This window comes from Belliella baltica DSM 15883 (genome assembly GCF_000265405.1).
Lineage (GTDB): Bacteria > Bacteroidota > Bacteroidia > Cytophagales > Cyclobacteriaceae > Belliella > Belliella baltica.
In genome coordinates this window covers 1958023-1976585 of record NC_018010.1, presented here as the reverse complement: position 1 = coordinate 1976585, position 18563 = coordinate 1958023, and the positions used below count along the sequence as shown (strand labels likewise).

The following is an 18563-nucleotide window of genomic DNA, read 5'->3' as shown; positions in this document are numbered from 1 at the left end:
AATGGAATTTATCGCTCCTGAATTATTGGCCTATTGTGAAAATCACACTTCGGAAGAGGATGAATTGCTTCTGCACATCACCAGAGAAACCCATACCAAAGTAATGATGCCAAGAATGCTTTCTGGGCATTTGCAGGGAAAATTTCTGGAATTATTGGTCAAGATGCACAATCCCAAGGTGATTTTAGAAATAGGAACCTATACTGGTTATTCGGGGATTTGTATGGCTCGCGGTTTAAGTAAAAATGGGAAATTGATCACTTTGGACATCAATGACGAGATTGCACCAATGGTCAAAGGCTTTTTTCAAAAATCAGGCTTGGCAGATCAGATTGATTATAGATTGGGAAATGCATTGGACATCATCCCAACATTGGGGGGTAATTTCGATATGGTTTTTATCGATGCGGACAAAGCCAATTACATCAACTACTATAATTTGATAATCGACAGAATGAATCCTGGAGGAATTATCATGGCTGACAATGTATTGTGGTCAGGTAAAATTCTCATAGAAGAAGGAAAAAAAATCGATAAAGACACCAAAGTCTTATTAGAGTATAACAAAATCGTACAAGAAGACCCAAGAGTAGAAAATGTATTGCTACCCATTCGGGATGGTATTATGCTAGCAAGAAAATTATGAAATCACGTTTTTTAAGTATCATTTCAAAAAGTCTATTCATTGCACTTTTCACTTTGGTTTTTAACCAAGGTTTTGGGCAAATCCCACAAGTTCCAAGAGAAATTATTTTTGCAGACTTGACACTTAAACTTAACGAACAAGCAAGAAGAGAAATCCAACTGGATGTAGATGCTTTACACAGAAATCAAACGTATTTCAAGATAAAACTTGACAGGGTCAACCTATACATGCCTATCATTGAGAGAGAGCTTCAAGCAATTGGAGTCCCACTTGATTTAAAATATTTAGTCATTCAAGAAAGCAGTCTTATTTCAGATGCAGTCTCTACTTCTAATGCAGTTGGCTTTTGGCAGTTCAAAAAAGGAACTGCCGAAGAGGTTTTTTTGCGAGTTGACAATCAGATTGACGAAAGGAAAAATATAGTATCCTCCACTCAAGGTGCAGCAAGATATTTGAAGAAAAACAACAGTCAGTTTGACAATTGGATGTGCGGATTAGTCGCATACCAGATGGGTTTGGGTGGTGCTAAATCATATTTTGGCACCCAGTATAACGGTAAAAAGGTTGTTGAGCTTGATAGAAATACACATTGGTATTTCAAGAAATTTCTCGCACACAAAATTGCTTTCGAAGGGCAAATAGGAAGACTGGTATCGAATACGGGTTATCTGGAAGAAATTTCAGTCCAAGGCCCGACTACACTGAAAGCAGTTGCAGCCAGAATTGGTGTCCCTGAAGCAGAGTTAAAAGCATACAATAAATGGACAAGCAATGGTCAAATCCCAGGTGATAAAACCTATTCTATTGTTTATGTGAAAAGTGGAATTCCACAAGCCAGACCTGCTGTTGCAAAGACGAGTACTAAAACAGATAACTCTGCTACGACTTATCAAACCACGAGATACAGTCAAGCACAAGCCAATTCATATCCAAAGGTCACAGGCAATACTGCTAAGTCCACACAGACAGATCAGATTTTGGTCAATGATATAGAAGCAGTTCAAGCTGCTACAAGCACTTCACAAGACAACTTCACTGATCAAATCGGCATGCGTTCGGGTAAATTCAGGAGAATAAATGATTTGGATAAAAAAGATCCTATTGAAGCAGGTCAATATTATTATACCGCACCAAAAAAAGGGAGTGCAGATGCAGAAATCCACATTGTCCAACAAGGAGAAACACTTTGGTCAATTTCTCAAAAATATGGAATCAAACTTTCTTCATTGAAAGCTAAAAATAGAATCAGAAATGACAAAAGCCTGCAAGTAGGAATGGTTCTCAATCTACAAGAACATAGGAAAAGAGGGGAAGAAATCAAAGTACTTCCTGTAAATCAGCAAAGGCAACCTGCTCCAATTCCGCAGGCGCAGTCCGCTCCTACTCAAACAAGTCAGCCAATAACTAGGCCTGTTGAACAAACTAAGCCAACTCAACAAGCAAGTCCCACAAGGATCAGCCACACTGTATCTCAAGGCGAAAACCTTTTCAGAATAAGTCAAAAGTATGGCGTCAAGATAGAGGAAATTAAAAGATGGAACAATCTCTCAAGTGATAATATCCAGCTTGGGCAAAAATTGATCATTTTCAAACCTTAAAAATCAAAAGCTCCACTTATATTTGAATTATGATCAAGAGGCTTTTCCTCCTATTATTTCTTTTGGTGGCATTTGTTTATCAAAGTCGTGCCCAAGACCAAACTCAACTTGCTGACACTTTGATCATCAATGGAGAAACGATCATTATGCTTGGAGATTCAGTCATTATTCTTAGACCTGAAGAGCCAGTCTATTGGAAAAAAGGCGGAAACTTCAACTTGAGCATTCAGCAAGTAAGTTTGACAAATTGGTCTGCGGGTGGAGCAAGTAATATGGCTTTGAATACGGGATTAAATCTGTTCGCTAATTATAAAAAAGATAAAAAAATCTGGGACAGTAAGTTGACTATTAACTTCGGATTTAACAGACAGAGCGATAGGCGCTTTGCGACAAGGAAGACCAATGACAACTTTATTTTCTTAAGCAAATACGGGCGTGAATTATCTGAAAGATGGTATCTATCAACTCAAATAGATGCTCGAACACAACTGCTAGCAGGGTATCGTTACTTCCGACCTGGAGGGGCAGAACGTGACTCTCGAAATAGAATCTCTGACCTTTTGGCTCCAGCATATATTCAGTCTTCCACTGGTTTGAATTACAAAAGAGAATTCAAAAATGACGATAAAGTATCCATTATAGGATCACCATTTACCGGTCGTTTTACAGTTGTCATGGACGATTCTCTGAGTCGAGCAGGAGCTTTTGGAGTCATTCCGGGTGAAGTCGTTCGCGCTGAGGCAGGCATGTCACTTACTTCTTCTACAGACATCCAAATTTTGGAAAACATTCGTTGGAAAGCAGATTTGAATCTCTTCTCCAATTATGAAAATTTAGGAAATATGGTGGTTAACTTCAACTCCGTCATTAGCATGAAAGTCAACAAATTTATCACTACTCGAATTGAGACGATATTAATTTACGATGAAAGTGTATTGATCACTCGATCTGACAAACCACCTGGCCCTGCTATTCAATTGCAGAATTTGATCAATTTTGGAATAGGATTAGAATTTTAAAAGTCTGTTTCAAGGCCAAATTTTTTCTGCAATTCCCTCAATGCCCCATGTTTTTCTAAAAGATAATTAAGTTTATCTGAGGAGGTATAAAGCTTTTTTCCTTCCGGAACTGCATTTTCCTGAATTTCCGCATCTATCTTGATATTGTAATTGTTCAATTTTCTTCGAAGCGTATTGAGCACCTCAGGTCTATTTTTATTGAAAATATCTTCTTGAATTTCTCCATTCAACAAAAAAGTAATATGCTCTCCTTCTAGCTTGTAGGGTTGCTTGAGTACGGTTACTTCGAGATTTTTATGGTTAGATTTGTACTCCTCAACCATATCAAACAAAACATTTTTGAATTTATCTTCATCAAAAAGCTCAGCCAATTGATTCACTTCTTCTTTGACCTCTATTTTTTCCTTTTGCTCAGTTGGAGGATTAGGCTTTGCTTCTAGATTGCTTTTTGCCTGTTGAATTGAAGAAGGAATAGAGATCGTCTTTTGTACGGGAGACTTTTTAGCTTCGTATGGACTCGCTTCTTTAAAAAGTGTGGGGGTAACACTCGATGAATCAGACTGAGTTGCTAGGCTTTTTTTTTTGAATCCTCTAGAGCCAATGCTGCTAAGGAAATCGCCTGATTCAATTTTGCCATTTTCATCAATGCCAATTCAACATGAAGCCTCTGATTTTTGGAAGCTTTGTAGTGAATATCACACTGATTACAAAGGTTCATCGCTGATAATAGAAAAGATAAAGAAGCACTTTTTGATTGATTCAAATATCTTTCTTTGGTATTGTCAGACACTTGCAGGAGGCTAACAGTAGACTCATCCTTACAGACCATCAAATCTCTTAAATGCTCATTTAAACCAACGATAAAGTTATTTCCATCAAACCCCTTTTTTAGAATTTCATCAAATATTAGGAGCGCCTGACCGATACTTTCTTCCAAAAGCGCATCCACAACCTTGAAATAATAATCATAATCAAGAATATGTAAATTCGAAATAGTCTCTTGATAGGTGAGTTTATTTCCTGCAGAATACGTGACTATCAAATCAAAAATTGAAAGTGCATCTCTCAAAGCTCCATCAGCTTTGGTCGCGATAAGTCTTAATGCTTCTTCTTCATATTCGATTTTCTCTTCTGAAGATATATAAGTTAAGTGCTCAGCAATATCCTTTATTTGAATTCTATTGAAATCAAATATTTGACAACGTGACAGAATTGTAGGGATAATCTTATGCTTTTCGGTAGTCGCTAGAATAAAAATCGCATACTTCGGAGGCTCTTCCAAAGTCTTCAAAAAAGCATTGAAGGCTTGATTAGAAAGCATGTGAACTTCATCTATGATATAGACTTTATACTGACCTTGTTGCGGTGCGTAGCGTACTTGCTCGACAAGGTTCCTTATATCTTCTACTGAGTTGTTAGAAGCCGCATCTAGTTCGTGAACATTAAATGAAGCATTATTTACAAAAGCCTTGCAAGAGCTACATTCATTACAAGCCTCAAAATCCGCTGTTAAATTTTCACAGTTGATGGTTTTAGCTAAAATCCGAGCACAAGTAGTTTTCCCCACTCCTCTTGGACCACAGAATAAAAATGCCTGAGCAAGGTGATTGTTTTTTATCGCATTTTTCAAAGTCGTCGTGATATGGCTTTGGCCCACGACACTTTTAAAATTGGAAGGTCTATATTTTCTAGCTGAAACAACGAAATTTTCCATCTCTGCAAGATATAAAATTATTAGAAACTAGCCTTTGGTGAAAGTGAAAATCAAGGAATAATTTTTGTCAAAAGTCTGATTCTGTGTTAAAATAATTTTTGTTCTGAATTCATCTTAAAATCTTAGATCCTGTTCTATTGGAAATTCAACCACAGCTCATTAAAAGTTTATAGACAAACCTGTTTTAAAAGCATAGATCATCTTGGTAATTGGTACAATAGGTTTGTCTTCATAAGAGATTTCAAATGTATTGGTTAGAGAGAATTTCTCTGTCAATTTAGTATTGAGAATGGTAGAATTACTAACCCTATGCCTAAACCCTGAAATACTTTTGTCATAGCCTACCTGATAATAATTCACCATATTAAAATCGACGAATTCATTAAGTGTAGCCCTCAAAGAAATATAATTTGAGCTCTTGAGAAAGCTTACTTCTACAAATTGATCTTCATTTGGAATTTGCCATTTCTCAAACTCATACATTCCACCTACTCCAAATAGAAAAGAGAATTTTTCTGATTTTATAAAATTATGTCTTACGGATCCACCTGCAATCCACCTTGGATAGAGACCTCTAAAGTTATCATAGGAATATTGAATAAAAGTTTCATAGTTCACCTTTCTTTCTCTCAAAAAATTTACTCTTCCATGAATCATCCCAAAATTAAGGAAATCTGAATCGTTAATTTTGAGATAATCAAATTTAGAAATAAACATGTATCCATGCTCTCCTGGATAGTAAAGCGCATTTACATCTAAATTATACCCAAACAAATTTACGGGGTCATCCGCTGCTGCACTTCGGTTGTAAGCATTCAGTCCTGCAACTGCTTTAAACAAAAAAAACTTTAGTAGTATCTTTTTCGAGTCTGGATCTTTCGATATTGAGAATTTGACCTTCTGCGAATAAGGGGACTAGAAATAAGAGTAAAAAGAAATGTTTCTTCAAAACGATTATTGTTTTTGATGGATTACAAAGTTTTTGAATTTTGATTGCTAAAGCAAGTTTTGGAGACAATAGTCTCTAGTAAGGATGAAATTCAAGGGGTGAAAGCCTGCTCCATAGGATTACGAAGGATGACAAAAAAAATTTAAGCCCAAGTTAAAAGAATCAAGACTTGGAAATAGGCGACATCAGCAGATCAAGTCTGAACCAAAAAATCATAGATTCTAAAAATTTTACAATTTTGGAATCTATAATTTAAAACAGCTACCATCCCAAACCTTAAAACTTTTCAACATTCCCAACCTTGAAACCACAGAAGGAACTTTATTTCCCTTATATTTGTCCTCCTATTTGGAAACAATGGGGCTGACCGGTTTTGACAGTAGGTGTAAGGATCGGGCTCGCATGTCAGGTGGAGTATGTACGTCTGTGAATAATTCATACAAACCATAATTGGCGAATCTAATTACGCCATGGCTGCCTAATCTATCCCTCACGGGAAATAGATAACGCTTAAAGGGTTGAGCCTCGATAGAGATTCCCCGGCCACATCTCGCAACCCTACGTCCTTTCGGGGTTGATTCTGAGGTGTCGAAATGTTAGGACTAGTATCTGTGATGCTACTACGCAGATGCGAAAATCTAGTAGATAAGTGATATGTAGGTGTGTCATCCAGCAGCATATCATCGAAAACCCAACAGGTGACTAAACATGTAGACGGTACGGTGTTTCCCTATCTGGACGCGAGTTCGAATCTCGCCAGCTCCACAAAAAACTCCCCAATCGCCCTAAATAAGATTTTAAGGTGTTTGGGGAGTTTTTTTGTACTAAAAGATTTTTTTAGGTTCCGAAATATTCATTCAATTCGGCTACCATCAAGGACTTGTCATTCATGTCTTTGACTATCTTGCCTTTTTCAAGTAAAACGATTCTATCACAGATTTCGGTAACATGATTCAGATCATGACTGGAAATCAAAAATGTGATTTGTGAATGTTCTTTTTCCTGTAAAATCAATTTCTTCAGTCTATTTTGAGAACTTGGATCCAGATTTTCAAAAGGTTCATCAAGCATCACTACCTGAGGATTACCCATCAAGGCTGCTGCAACACCAACTTTCTTTATATTTCCTTTCGACAAGTCTCTCAAATACTTCTTTTTACCTCTGATTTCATCGTTGAACAATTCGTCAAACTTGGCAAGATGAAGTGCCAAATCCTCTTCAGATAAACTGTAGATTTTTCTTAGGGTTTCGAAATACTCGTCTGCAGTCAAATAGGCCAAAAGCATGTGTTCGTCCAGATAAGCCCCAACTTTAGACTTCCACTCCTCTGATTTACTCACGTCCTCTCCGTCAATCATTACATTTCCGGACGTAGCACGCACCAAGTCAAGAATTATCCGAAATAAAGTTGTTTTTCCTGCTCCATTATTTCCTACCAATCCAAAACATTCTGCTTTTGGGATTTCGAGAGACGCCACATCAAGCACGACAGCATCTTTATATTGTTTTCTAAGGTTTTGTATTTGAATCATATCTCTTGTCTAAAAGCGGATGAAATTTCATATCTATTTTTCAAAATCTTCTTCACCGGAAGTGAAGACAAGTAAGGCGATGCGACTATCCCAATCAGTCCTGCTATCGCCAAAGCTGCTAATCCTGCATACTGATTGATCAGCAATGCAAAAGGGAAATAGACTGCATAAGGTCCAAGGAAAATCGGAAGCATCATTAGGAACTGAGCGATGCCCACACCTTCATAGTTAAACATGGCTCCTTTGTTGAGATCCATAGGCTTAGGCTTCCATAGGGAAAAATAAATAACCAAATGAATCACGATTCCCATATTGAAGAGGAAAGTACAAATGTGAATCAGTAAAATATCCCAGCCAAAATAAACATAAGGAACAGATGCGATAAAGGAAATTGCAGAAGTCAATACGAAAAGCAAATATTTCCCTTTAACCAAAGCCTCCACTCCTCCTCGCTTTTTCAAGAAAAAGTCAAAATTAGCTGAATTCCAACTCAGAAACATCTGACCATATTGTAACATGAATATACTTGTGATAAATGTCCCCACAAAAATAAACATGTGGCTAAATCCTTCCTCCGTTTGATAAGCTGGATTCGTATAAAAAATCAACCCATACAATAAGAAAAATCCTGCCAACATCAAATATGTTCTGCTTTTCTTATGCCTAATAATAAGCTTCCATTCTAAATTGGCTAATTCTCCTGCAAGACCAAATCTATTCAAAATTCCAAAACTGGAATTTGCAAATCGGACATTTTCCTCTTTTGACAAATCTTCCAAATAGGCATTGTTCTTATAATAAGTGAATGCCAATCTATACAGAAGTACAAAAACGACAAACATCACTGCAACAGGAATTACAGATGTCAGCGACCAATCAAAAATTGGCTTGACCAATTCCCCGATATTGAACCATCCGTAGTAATTGGAACCAACACCTAGTAAGAGCACGATAAAAATCACTGCTAAGCCAGTAAAACTATCCTCAAACTTCTGCTTGAACCACAACATCAACCAATGCAATGACCAACTAGTCAGCAAGATGCACATCAACCATGACCCAGCTGCTGCATCTCCAAATCGTGGCATGATTTCCTTAAACGCAAATGGTGTGAATATCAAAACCGCAATTAGCGTCAAGGGTGAAATGAATGATCTGATAAGTAGAAAATTGATAATTTTACTCTTCTTGATTGGTAGATGCAGAAACCTCTCTAGTTCAATTACAGGAAGCTGCTGTGTGAAATACCGGTACATAAACTCTATCAAGAAAAAATAAACCAAATTGCCACTTATAAATGCGTAGGCATCTGTTTGGTTGAAACCCTTTTCAATCAATTCCTTCAGGAATATTCCCAAAAGCAATAAATAAGAGAGGAGTAAAATTGCCAGAAAACCGAGAAAAACAGCCACCAAAACCGATTTTGCAAAGGAAGTGGACCGCATGGTTTTTGTCAATTCCAATTTGATTAATTGTAGCATCATAGGCTGATTGTTCAATTTCTATACATATTTTTGATTTAACAGTTTGAAGATAAAATAGAATATTTACTATTCAAGAATTATCCTTTATAAGTTTAATTTCTAATATCAAATTAATTCTATAAATCCATTTTTTTTGATTTGGAATGAAATTAAGGCATCAAAACATTAAGACAAAGTTTCAAAGGCTCTAATACCCATACTTTCCTTTCCATTTAGAACTAAGGTATTTCCTCAATTCATTTTCCCTTGCATTATTTCCTGGTTCATACAGCTTTAAATTTTTGATTTCATCAGGCAAAAATTCCTGAGCTACAAAATTCCCCTCGTAGTCGTGTGAGTATTTATATTCCTTTCCATAATTCAAGTCCTTCATCAATTTAGTAGGCGCATTGCGCAAATGTAGTGGAACAGAAAGGTCTCCTTTCTCTCTTACCAAAGCCTGCGCCTTATTGATCGCCATGTAGGAAGCATTACTCTTTGGAGAACTTGCTAAGTATGTGACACATTGAGAAAGGATGATTCTCGCTTCAGGGTAACCAATGATTTTAACAGCTTCAAAACAGTTGGTGGCCAATAGCAAAGCATTTGGATTTGCGTTGCCAATATCTTCAGAAGCTAGTATCACCAATCGTCTCGCGATAAATTTCACATCCTCTCCTCCTTCAATCATTCTTGCCAGCCAATAAACTGCCGCATTCGGGTCTGATCCCCTGATAGACTTGATAAATGCCGAAATGATATCATAATGTTGCTCACCTGACTTATCATAAAGCGCAACTTTTTGCTGGGCAATGGTGGTTACTAATTCATTGGTAATCACACAAGGATCATCATTGATTCCTTCTATGACAATTTCAAAAAGATTCAATAATTTCCTCCCATCCCCTCCAGACAGCCTCAACAAAGCCTCAGTTTCTTTTAAGTCTACGCTTTTTTTCTTTAGTAAAACATCCTTTTCCAAAGCTTGAACCAACATGCCTTCCAATTCAGACTTCCCCAATGGATTTAGAGTAAAAACCTGACATCTGGAAAGTAGTGCTGCATTGACTTCAAAAGACGGATTTTCGGTTGTAGCTCCGATCAGTCTAATTACACCCTTTTCGACTGCTCCCAATAAGGCATCTTGTTGAGATTTATTGAAACGGTGAATTTCATCAATAAAAAGTACAACGCCCATTTGAAATCTCGCCTTCTCGATCACTTCCCGGATATCTTTCACCCCCGAGCTGATTGCACTTAAGGTGTAAAAAGGAGCTTTGATTTCATTGGCAATGATATTGGCAATAGTCGTCTTCCCTACCCCCGGAGGTCCCCAAAGAATCAGAGAAGGCACATTGCCTGATTTGATGGCTTTGTACAAAAAGGATGTCTGTGCCGAGAGATGTTCCTGCCCAATAAGTTCATCTAAACTTGTCGGACGCATTCTTTCTGCTAGTGGGGTGTTGTTCATTATGAATATCTAAAATGAAAGGTTATAATGAATTCAGAGAATTGAAACCTGAATTACTTATTAGCAAGATATTAACGGATCTTGGATCCGCCAAGGCGGACAAGTTATAAAAAGATATTGGTTCGGAAATCGATGTTCAATCCCCCAGAATTAGACCCATAATAATGGGATCATATATAAAGATTTTGTACTCATTTAATTAATATTTGAACCAACAAAAAATTTATTAATCGAATAGGGAAATGTCTGTTAGTGGCTTTGAACTTGTATGAACTGTCAATACGCTGATTCTATTTTCATCGAAAATAGAATATATAATTCTGTAATTTTTAAAAATTATTTCTCTAACTGACTTATTATTAAGTTCTGGAACTATCCTCCCAATTTCCGGAAAAGTGCTTATCAATTCTTCTTTTGAAAAAATGGAAGATATTAGATTTTCGGCATAATTCGAAGATGTCTTAAAATAGAATTCAGCAATATGTGCGATATCTTCCACAGATTGAGGAGACCATGTTACTTTAGCCATTCATTAATCATTTTCTTGGCCTCTTCTGAGGAATAACCTTCTCCCTTTTCGGATTGCTCCATTCCTATTTCAATTTTTTGTAATAAAAGTACTCGCTCCATTAAATCATCAACTGAAAATTTATCCGGCATGCTTTTTAGAGTTTCGAGTAATTTTTCCTTAGTAATCATTGTGTTTTTTCTTAAATATATAAAAGAAACAGCTTTATTAGAAGCTATGATTCAAAATCTTTAATCGTTTCCTTCAATTCTGCCAGAAACAGTTCCAAATAAGATGAATAAGGAACCAAAGGAGTATCTATAAATTTGGAAACCAATTTCCCGTCTTTAACAATGAAGTGACTTGGAGAATTTATAACACAAAATTTTTTCTTTAACTTCTTTTCTTGTATTTACTTTTACAGGGTAATACATATTTCTACTCTATTTCGCCGGAGGCTTATTTCTATTTTATTCCTACCTTATTTCTATTATTTTCTCCTCAAACCTCTCAAGCATCTCATCATCAAAATCAAGGTGAGTAACAAACCTAACTTGATCCTTGCCAAATTTAACGGCTTTAATCCCTTCGGATTCTAATTTTAATAGCATTTCCGCAGGAGTAATTCCAGCTAATTTGGCGATTACGATATTCGTCATGACTGGAAACACTTCAGAAACCAAAGAATGTTGTTCCAACATTTCTCCTAATTTTCTCGCTCTAGCATGATCTTCTTTCAATCGATCAATATGATGATCCAAAGCATAGATTGCAGCTGCAGCTAAGAAACCTGCTTGACGCATGCCACCACCGAAGGCTTTTCTTACTTTTCTGGCTCGTTTGATGTCGGCTTTGTTTCCCAAAAGCACTGATCCCACTGGGCAACCCAAACCCTTGCTCAAACAAATAGAAATTGTATCAAACATGGTTCCCCAGTCTTTGGGACTTTCACCTGATTCTACCAAAGCATTGAAAAGTCTTGCACCATCAAGATGTAACTTCAAGCCATACTGCTCACAGATCGCTTTGATGGGCTTGATTTCGTCCAGCGTGTAGATGCTTCCTCCACCTTTGTTCATAGTATTTTCGAGAGAAACCAATGTTGTCTCTGGTGCATGTACATCATCAGGGTTGACGGAATCTAGGATATCCTGAGGACTGATTTTACCATATGCTCCATCCAGCAACTTGACAGATGCATGGGAATTGGACATAATGCCTCCACCTTCATAGAGATAGATATGGGAATATTTATGACATATCACTTCAGTCTGTAAACCTGTGTGTAAGCGAATAGCAATCTGATTGGTCATCGTACCAGATGGACAAAACAAACCCGATTCCATACCAAACATATCTGCCAACTTTTGCTCCAAAGCATTTACAGTTGGATCCTCTCCAAAAACATCATCCCCAACAGGTGCTGACCACATGGCTTCAAGCATTCCTTGGGTTGGTTTTGTTAGTGTATCTGAACGTAAGTCTATAATCATAATTATTTTTTAATAGAATCAAGAATTAAGAACCAAGAATCAAGAGTGTGGGAATCTAAGCTCTCGTTTCTCGCTTCTGTCTTTATTCTCTCCTCTGTTTTTATTCTTGTCTCTTTTCTCTTGTTTCTTATCTCTTTAACGAAAATATTTCTTCTTCGAACTATTCTCCGGAATCAAACTTTTAATTGCCTTTGCAGCTTCAATCGGTCTGTCGGTGGCTAGAACATCGGCTCCTTTTTGGACGTATTCTGCATAAATCTGATCACCTCGGGCGATGGCGCTGCGGTCTAAGTTTCCCAATACTCCAAGAATCGTGAAAACACCTTTTTCATGGAGTAATTGATTGAAATCACTTGGTCTTTCAGAAGTTCCTGTGAATGCAATCCACTGATCAATCGGGATTCCGGAATCTTCAAATCTCTGCAATTCTTCTTCATTCCTTATAGTTACCGAAAGCATCAATTCTTGGTGCAAAGCATGTACTTTTTTAGCTGCTTCAACGCTGTAAGTAATAACTGCTGCATAAGGTTCTGCTTGCGTTTTTTTAATAGCATCTATGACCATTTCGAAAGGAACTTCTCTTTTGATATCCACCGTGTAGAGTACTTTACCTTTTCCCCAATCCAAGACTTCTTCTAAAGTAGGTACAATAAAATCAGTAAGGTTTCCATCCTTATCCTTCAGGCGAAGTGATCTGATTTCTTCGAAAGTCATATCAATTACTTTCCCTGAGCCATTGGTTGTTCGGTCTAGTGTATTGTCATGCATCAGAACCAAAACAGAATCTTTGGTCAGTGCTACATCAAACTCAATAATCGCAGGTGTGTAGTTCAATACGTTTTCAAAAGCCTCAATTGAGTTTTCTGGAAAGCCAGGATAAGGACCACCTCTATGGGCAGAAACCATCGGGATTCTATCTGCAGTCCAAGTGTAGAATTCTTTAGCTTCTTCAATACTTTCTATTTGAATTAAATTAGAAGCAGAAGCTACTTCTGTAGTATTTTCGGTATTGTTGGAATTACACGACCAAAGTGCAACAAACAGCAACAATACAGGGATTTTTTTACTGAGTTTATTCATGATTTTTATCTTTTTTAAACCAAAAACTGCTTGTTCGCTCTTGAAATTGATTTTCCATATCCTTCAGTTCAAGGTTAAGTGCTTGGGTGGAAATCAGGATTTCTACAAGTGAGATCCCTAAAGAAATCAAAAGTGCCAACATGCTACCAATAAATACATAATTGGCTGCGAACTGTGCACCGATAAAGATCAGATACATACAAATAACGCAAAGCAAGAAACTTAATACCCCGGAAAGTTGCATGTATTTAATCATGCTTAAGCGCTTTTTGAGATTGTGAATTTGCTCAATGATGATGTTTTCTTTAGGGTTTTCGAGGTATTTTTTATGAAGTCCCCGGATCAAATTGGCAACGGCCAAAAATCGATTTGTAAAAGCCAACATCATCAGCGTAATCGCCGAAAAAAGCAAGGCAGGTGTAGAAAGTTGGAGTTCCATAAGGTAAAGAAATTTGAAACGCCAAGTTGGGGAATATCCTTTAAAAAAGAAAACCGAAAGGGATTCCTTCGGTTAGTGAATTTTTCAAATATCAAATAATCATTCCATTATCATCAAATTGATAAATTTATTATCTTTATTGATTAATGCGGCATCAAAATAAACCAACTTTCTTCCTGATACTCCTACAAATTCCCCAAATTCACCTAGGTCGATATGGGTCTTCTGAACACTCCACGTAATTTTATCCAAATCTAGTTCAAATAGAGAGCAAAACTCTCGATAAAATTCATTCTGTTCATTATCGTTTATTCCAAAAAACAAAAACAACTTCCCATTTTCTACCTGCAAATTTTTAACTATTGCAGAAATCTGACGTTGTTCAATAGGGGTTGATCGAGGATTAAACTTTTCGGGAATTTCGATAAGATCTAAGTCCATATAATCTTTTAACGGCAGAGGGATTGATTCATGTTTTTCAAAATCTCCTTTTAAATCGTAAACTCTTATATATTTTTCAAAAGGAAAACAGATATATAGTTTGTCTTCATAAATATCAAAAGAAAAATAATTATCAGGGACAAAATGACTTTTTGGATAAGTCATTTGTCTAGGGTATTGAATCACCCTTTTTATCTGTTCACCCTCTGTATCAAATACTCCCATAAACTCACCTGACTTCCTGTAATATTCGGGATCTAATAAGGAAGTTTCTGCAGCATTGAGTTCAATATAGAAATGATCTCGATACTTTTTAAACTTCCCTCCAAATACAGGAATAGATGTATTCTCACCTAATTCTAACTGAATAGTTTTAACAAAATCTTTTTCATTAAAATTATAATGGTATATCATTTTTCGTTTACTCTCCAAAAGGTAGACATCAGGAAAATCACTCGCATCAAATGTTGAGAAAAGTAATGATCTTTTAGGGTCACTTAAAGTGTTAACATAATCAATTTGCTCCCCATTTTTTATATTATAAATAGAAATACCAGAAAACCCTCCGACAGAAATAATCAAGGAATCAGATACTATTTGAGACTTACTAGGCTTTTGGAAAAAACCTATCCTATCATTTATAATCTTTGATTCTTCAATTTTCAATTCAAATTCTTTGAAATTCACTTGATCATCATCTTTAACATTGCAAGACAAAAAACCAATCAATGAAAAACAGAAAATACAGCGCTGTATCATAAACATTTAACAAAAAGCATTGCTGCAAAATCCATTATTGCAGCAATAACTAGTAAGAATATACTATTTTGAGATCAACTTAATCTGAAATCACATCATCAAATCCACAAATTAATAACCCACCTTGTGAACCACAAGCTAAGAACACACAATCTCCACAATCATACATATCACAACCATAATTCTTACCCCAATAATCACAACCTATACCAGTCTGTGCAGGAGCCTGATTTGGGATAAATAAAGACATACTTACTAAGAGCGACAATACTAATGTTCCTATTATTTTTTTCATAATTAAATAAATTAAAGACCCATGGCAAAACGCAGGCAGGATCATAAAACCCAATCAAAAAGATACCGATAAAATTGACTTAAACAATAATAGAAAAAAAAACAATAGTTGCCAAGCTTTTTCTTAGTTTTTATTTGAAAGCATTCGTTTTCAATATTTTACAAATAAAAAAAGCCGACGCTAGCGTCAGCTTTTTTTATATAGAAGTTTTATTACTTTATGCCACAGGCCCCAAGACCACCAACTTCTCCAAAGTTGGGCTTTCGCTGCCTCCTTTTGGTTCGATGGTAATGGCAAAAGCTCCTGCTGCTGCCACGGCTTTCATTTGTTGCAAGCTGAATTTTTGTTTTGCATTGACTAGTCCGATTCCTACCGGACCATCATCACCGATTGCCCAAAGTTGGTAGTCAGAGTTTTCATCCAGTTCATTCAGCGTGTTGACAGAAATAAAGACACTTTCTGCACCTTTATCCCACCAAACATCAACTTGCGCATCCTTCTGCATCTCAAAGCCATCCCCTTTCATCGGCACTCTTTCGAAATTACCTGTTAGAAGTGTTTCCAATTGCGCATCAGTTTGCTCGTAGTTGACTTTATACTTATCCAACTCTTCGGCCAAGACAGCTCTTTCATTTGCCATAGCAGTGAATTTTTCATCCACATCATAATAACGTATCGCAAAGTAAACCGCGAAAACAGATGCAACTACTGCCACAATAGATGCGGCGGCGGCGTAAGTTTTCCAAGGCTGCATGGCTACCACTTTTGTTTCTTCTTTTGGAGATCCCTGCTTCTTAGAAGTCGTTTTCACTTCCTTGTCCCATGTATCCAAAACCTTACTTTTCAAAGTTTTAGAAGGGGCTTGCCCCACCATATTGTCAAATGCAAACATGGCTTCTTCAATCTGATCAAGTTCTTGCTTGATTTCAGGATATTGTTTCGCCATTTGCATGACTTCTTCCTGCTCCCGCACACTCAACTCTCCTAATACAAAGAGTTCGAGTTTCCCAGACGATATATATGCTTGTATATCCACTAAATTTTCTCTAAGTTCTTTTTTAACACATTTACAGCTGCTCGAATACGTGACTTTACCGTACCAAGAGGAATATCAAACTCCTCTGAGACTTCAGAATGTGTGTACCCTTTAAAGTAAATACATTCTATCACAAACCTTTGTTCCTCGTTGAGGGCGGTCAAGAGCTCTTTGACTCCAATTCCATCAACTTGTTCCAAAGTTCCCGATGCACTTTCAAGTCCATATACGAAATCATCTATCGTATTGGTCTTACTACTCTTAGAAAATTCTTTAGACCTAGTTTTATCTATCGCAGAATTGCGACAAATATTTGCCATCCAAGTATAAAGTCTTCCCTTCGATTCATCATAGCCGTCTATTTTTCTCGTTATCTTGATAAAGGCATCATGGAAAACTTCCTCTGCAATATCTCTATCAATGATAATTCTGGAAATCACGGCAAAGAGTGCTCTTGAATATTTGTCATATAAATACTCCACCGTCTTTCGGTCTTGCGCTCTCAATCCTGCTATCAACTGTTCTTCTTCCAAAAGTTGCCTTTTAATTATGTAAACTATCCTATAAAAATAAAGCACAAGACAATTGTTTTCGTCTTGTGCTTATAATATTAAAATTAATTCTGATCAATTACAAATGTATCACTTCACCATAGGCAGCAGCGGCGGCTTCCATCACTGCTTCTGACATGGTTGGGTGAGGGTGAACTGTCTTCACAAGATCCATTCCCGTAGTCTCTAGTTTTCTTACAGCTACGATTTCAGCAATCATCTCGGTCACATTGGCTCCGATCATATGTGCTCCAAGAAGCTCTCCATACTTCGCATCAAAGATCAATTTAACAAATCCATCTTTTGCTCCTGCAGCTGATGCTTTTCCAGAAGCTGAGAATGGGAATTTACCAACTTTCAATTCATATCCTGCTTCTTTAGCTTGCGCCTCTGTATATCCAACAGATGAAATCTCAGGAATACAATAAGTACATCCAGGAATGTTGTTGTAATCCAATGCTTCAGGATGGTGACCTGCTATTTTCTCCACACAAATAATACCTTCTGCAGATGCTACGTGAGCCAATGCTGGACCAGCTACTACATCGCCTATTGCATAATAACCAGGCATATTGGTTTTGTAGAATTCGTCAGTTTTAATCTTACCTTTTTCTACCAAAATCCCAACATCTTCCAATCCAATATTTTCAACATTGGAAACAACGCCAACTGCAGAAAGGACAACATCACATTCTATAGTAGATTCAGCACCTTTTTTATCTTTTACTGTAACTTTACAGCCTTTTCCTTTGGTATCTACAGCAGTCACTTCTGTGCTTGTCATGATTTTGACACCTGCCTTTTTATAGATTTTCTCTAAAGCTTTAGATACTTCTTCATCTTCGTTAGGGACGATTCTATCCAAAAACTCTACGATAGTCACTTCGACACCTATAGAATTATAAACATATGCGAACTCAACTCCAATGGCACCAGAACCAACAACGACCATTTTGGATGGTTTTGAATCCAAGGTCATTGCTTTTCTGTAACCGATGATTTTTTCATTGTCAATCTTCAAAGCAGGAAGTTCTCTAGCTCTACCACCAGTAGCAATGATGATATGGTCAGCAGCATAGACAGTCTTCTTACCATCCTTATCTTCAACCTCTACTTTCTTACCTGGCTGAACTTTTCCCCAGCCTAAAAGTTGATCGATTTTATTCTTTTTGAGCAAAAATTGTATGCCTTTGGACATTCCGCCGGCAACATCACGGCTTCTTTTGATCATGGCATTGAAATCCACTTCAGCGTCTTTCACTTTGATTCCATAATCTTCCGCATGATTAATATATTCAAATACTTGAGCACTTTTTATTAATGCTTTGGTAGGAATACAACCCCAGTTCAAGCAAATTCCACCTAATTCGGCAGCTTCTACTACTGCGGTTTTAAGACCCAGTTGTGCTGCACGAATCGCCGCAACATACCCACCTGGACCGGTACCTACTACAATCACATCATATTTCGTTGAAGACATATTTTTAAGGTTTAATTTTCAAATAAGCTATGCAAAAATAAGCTTTTTAAGGAGAGAAAAAAATTATGGTAGAAGCAAATAAAGGGTC

General features: G+C 36.9%; 19 protein-coding genes and 1 other RNA gene. 4 read left to right on the top strand and 16 right to left on the bottom strand.

Going from position 1 to position 18563, the window contains the following annotated elements; translation table 11 throughout:
• Window position 1: 1 nt before the first annotated feature.
• Genes BELBA_RS09135 through BELBA_RS09125 form a run of 3 tightly spaced genes read left to right on the top strand, consistent with a single transcriptional unit; the run spans window position 2 to window position 3263 of the window.
• Window positions 2-646 carry an O-methyltransferase gene (locus BELBA_RS09135; RefSeq protein ID WP_014772428.1) on the top strand — a complete coding sequence of 215 codons (645 nt, stop codon included), beginning with the start codon at window positions 2-4 and terminating at the stop codon, window positions 644-646.
• Window positions 643-2244 carry a LysM peptidoglycan-binding domain-containing protein gene (locus BELBA_RS09130; protein WP_014772427.1) on the top strand — a complete coding sequence of 534 codons (1602 nt, stop codon included), beginning with the start codon at window positions 643-645 and terminating at the stop codon, window positions 2242-2244. The genes BELBA_RS09135 and BELBA_RS09130 overlap by 4 nt, the downstream gene beginning before the upstream one ends.
• Before the next feature lie 29 nt (window positions 2245-2273).
• Window positions 2274-3263, top strand: coding sequence for a DUF3078 domain-containing protein (locus BELBA_RS09125; protein ID WP_014772426.1), 990 nt, complete (start codon window positions 2274-2276; stop codon window positions 3261-3263).
• Here BELBA_RS09125 and BELBA_RS09120 read toward each other — a convergent pair.
• The 3 genes from BELBA_RS09120 to BELBA_RS09110 all read right to left on the bottom strand — a co-directional run bounded on the left by BELBA_RS09120 (window position 3260) and on the right by BELBA_RS09110 (window position 5817).
• Window positions 3260-3643, bottom strand: a complete 384-nt coding sequence (locus BELBA_RS09120; RefSeq protein WP_245531155.1) for a hypothetical protein — start codon at window positions 3641-3643, stop codon at window positions 3260-3262. The genes BELBA_RS09125 and BELBA_RS09120 overlap by 4 nt on opposite strands.
• Window positions 3644-3831: 188 nt before the next feature.
• Complete coding sequence (locus BELBA_RS09115) at window positions 3832-4977, bottom strand: DNA polymerase III subunit gamma/tau (RefSeq protein WP_041779300.1); 1146 nt, start codon at window positions 4975-4977, stop codon at window positions 3832-3834.
• A gap of 159 nt (window positions 4978-5136) precedes the next feature.
• Entirely contained in the window at window positions 5137-5817 is a 681-nt protein-coding gene (locus BELBA_RS09110) for a DUF481 domain-containing protein (RefSeq protein ID WP_014772425.1), read from the bottom strand.
• 468 nt (window positions 5818-6285) lie between these two features.
• Here BELBA_RS09110 and ssrA point away from each other — a divergent pair.
• Window positions 6286-6694, top strand: a transfer-messenger RNA (tmRNA) gene (gene ssrA, locus BELBA_RS19295).
• Window positions 6695-6763: 69 nt separating this feature from the next.
• Here the strand turns inward: ssrA and BELBA_RS09100 are convergent.
• The 13 genes from BELBA_RS09100 to lpdA all read right to left on the bottom strand — a co-directional run bounded on the left by BELBA_RS09100 (window position 6764) and on the right by lpdA (window position 18475).
• Window positions 6764-7459 (bottom strand): ABC transporter ATP-binding protein, encoded by a 696-nt coding sequence (locus BELBA_RS09100; RefSeq protein WP_014772424.1) that lies wholly within the window; start codon window positions 7457-7459, stop codon window positions 6764-6766.
• The gene (locus tag BELBA_RS09095) at window positions 7456-8943 is read right to left on the bottom strand and encodes a DUF5687 family protein (protein ID WP_014772423.1); all 1488 of its coding nucleotides are present in this window, start codon (window positions 8941-8943) and stop codon (window positions 7456-7458) included. Before BELBA_RS09095 ends, BELBA_RS09100 begins: the two co-directional genes overlap by 4 nt.
• A 187-nt stretch (window positions 8944-9130) precedes the next feature.
• Complete coding sequence (locus tag BELBA_RS09090; RefSeq protein ID WP_014772422.1) at window positions 9131-10393, bottom strand: replication-associated recombination protein A; 1263 nt, start codon at window positions 10391-10393, stop codon at window positions 9131-9133.
• A 226-nt stretch (window positions 10394-10619) separates the two neighbouring features.
• Window positions 10620-10922: a type II toxin-antitoxin system RelE/ParE family toxin gene (locus BELBA_RS09085; RefSeq protein WP_014772421.1), complete on the bottom strand. Its 303-nt coding sequence runs from the start codon at window positions 10920-10922 to the stop codon at window positions 10620-10622.
• The gene (locus BELBA_RS09080; RefSeq protein ID WP_014772420.1) at window positions 10910-11092 is read right to left on the bottom strand and encodes a hypothetical protein; all 183 of its coding nucleotides are present in this window, start codon (window positions 11090-11092) and stop codon (window positions 10910-10912) included. The genes BELBA_RS09085 and BELBA_RS09080 overlap by 13 nt, the downstream gene beginning before the upstream one ends.
• 285 nt (window positions 11093-11377) lie before the next feature.
• A complete protein-coding gene (locus BELBA_RS09075; protein ID WP_014772419.1) occupies window positions 11378-12394 on the bottom strand; it encodes a threonine aldolase family protein in 1017 nt (338 codons plus the stop codon).
• A gap of 135 nt (window positions 12395-12529) precedes the next feature.
• The gene (locus BELBA_RS09070; RefSeq protein ID WP_014772418.1) at window positions 12530-13474 is read right to left on the bottom strand and encodes a glycerophosphodiester phosphodiesterase family protein; all 945 of its coding nucleotides are present in this window, start codon (window positions 13472-13474) and stop codon (window positions 12530-12532) included.
• Entirely contained in the window at window positions 13467-13913 is a 447-nt protein-coding gene (locus BELBA_RS09065) for a DUF2721 domain-containing protein (RefSeq protein WP_014772417.1), read from the bottom strand. Before BELBA_RS09065 ends, BELBA_RS09070 begins: the two co-directional genes overlap by 8 nt.
• Window positions 13914-14012: 99 nt before the next feature.
• Window positions 14013-15041, bottom strand: coding sequence for a hypothetical protein (locus tag BELBA_RS09060; protein WP_157466076.1), 1029 nt, complete (start codon window positions 15039-15041; stop codon window positions 14013-14015).
• 151 nt (window positions 15042-15192) lie between these two features.
• Entirely contained in the window at window positions 15193-15408 is a 216-nt protein-coding gene (locus BELBA_RS09055) for a hypothetical protein (RefSeq protein WP_014772415.1), read from the bottom strand.
• Window positions 15409-15625: 217 nt separating this feature from the next.
• Entirely contained in the window at window positions 15626-16444 is an 819-nt protein-coding gene (locus BELBA_RS09050) for an anti-sigma factor (protein WP_014772414.1), read from the bottom strand.
• Complete coding sequence (locus BELBA_RS09045; RefSeq protein WP_014772413.1) at window positions 16444-16977, bottom strand: RNA polymerase sigma factor; 534 nt, start codon at window positions 16975-16977, stop codon at window positions 16444-16446. Before BELBA_RS09045 ends, BELBA_RS09050 begins: the two co-directional genes overlap by 1 nt.
• Window positions 16978-17074: 97 nt before the next feature.
• A complete protein-coding gene (lpdA, locus tag BELBA_RS09040; RefSeq protein WP_014772412.1) occupies window positions 17075-18475 on the bottom strand; it encodes a dihydrolipoyl dehydrogenase in 1401 nt (466 codons plus the stop codon).
• Between the last annotated feature and the right edge of the window lie 88 nt (window positions 18476-18563).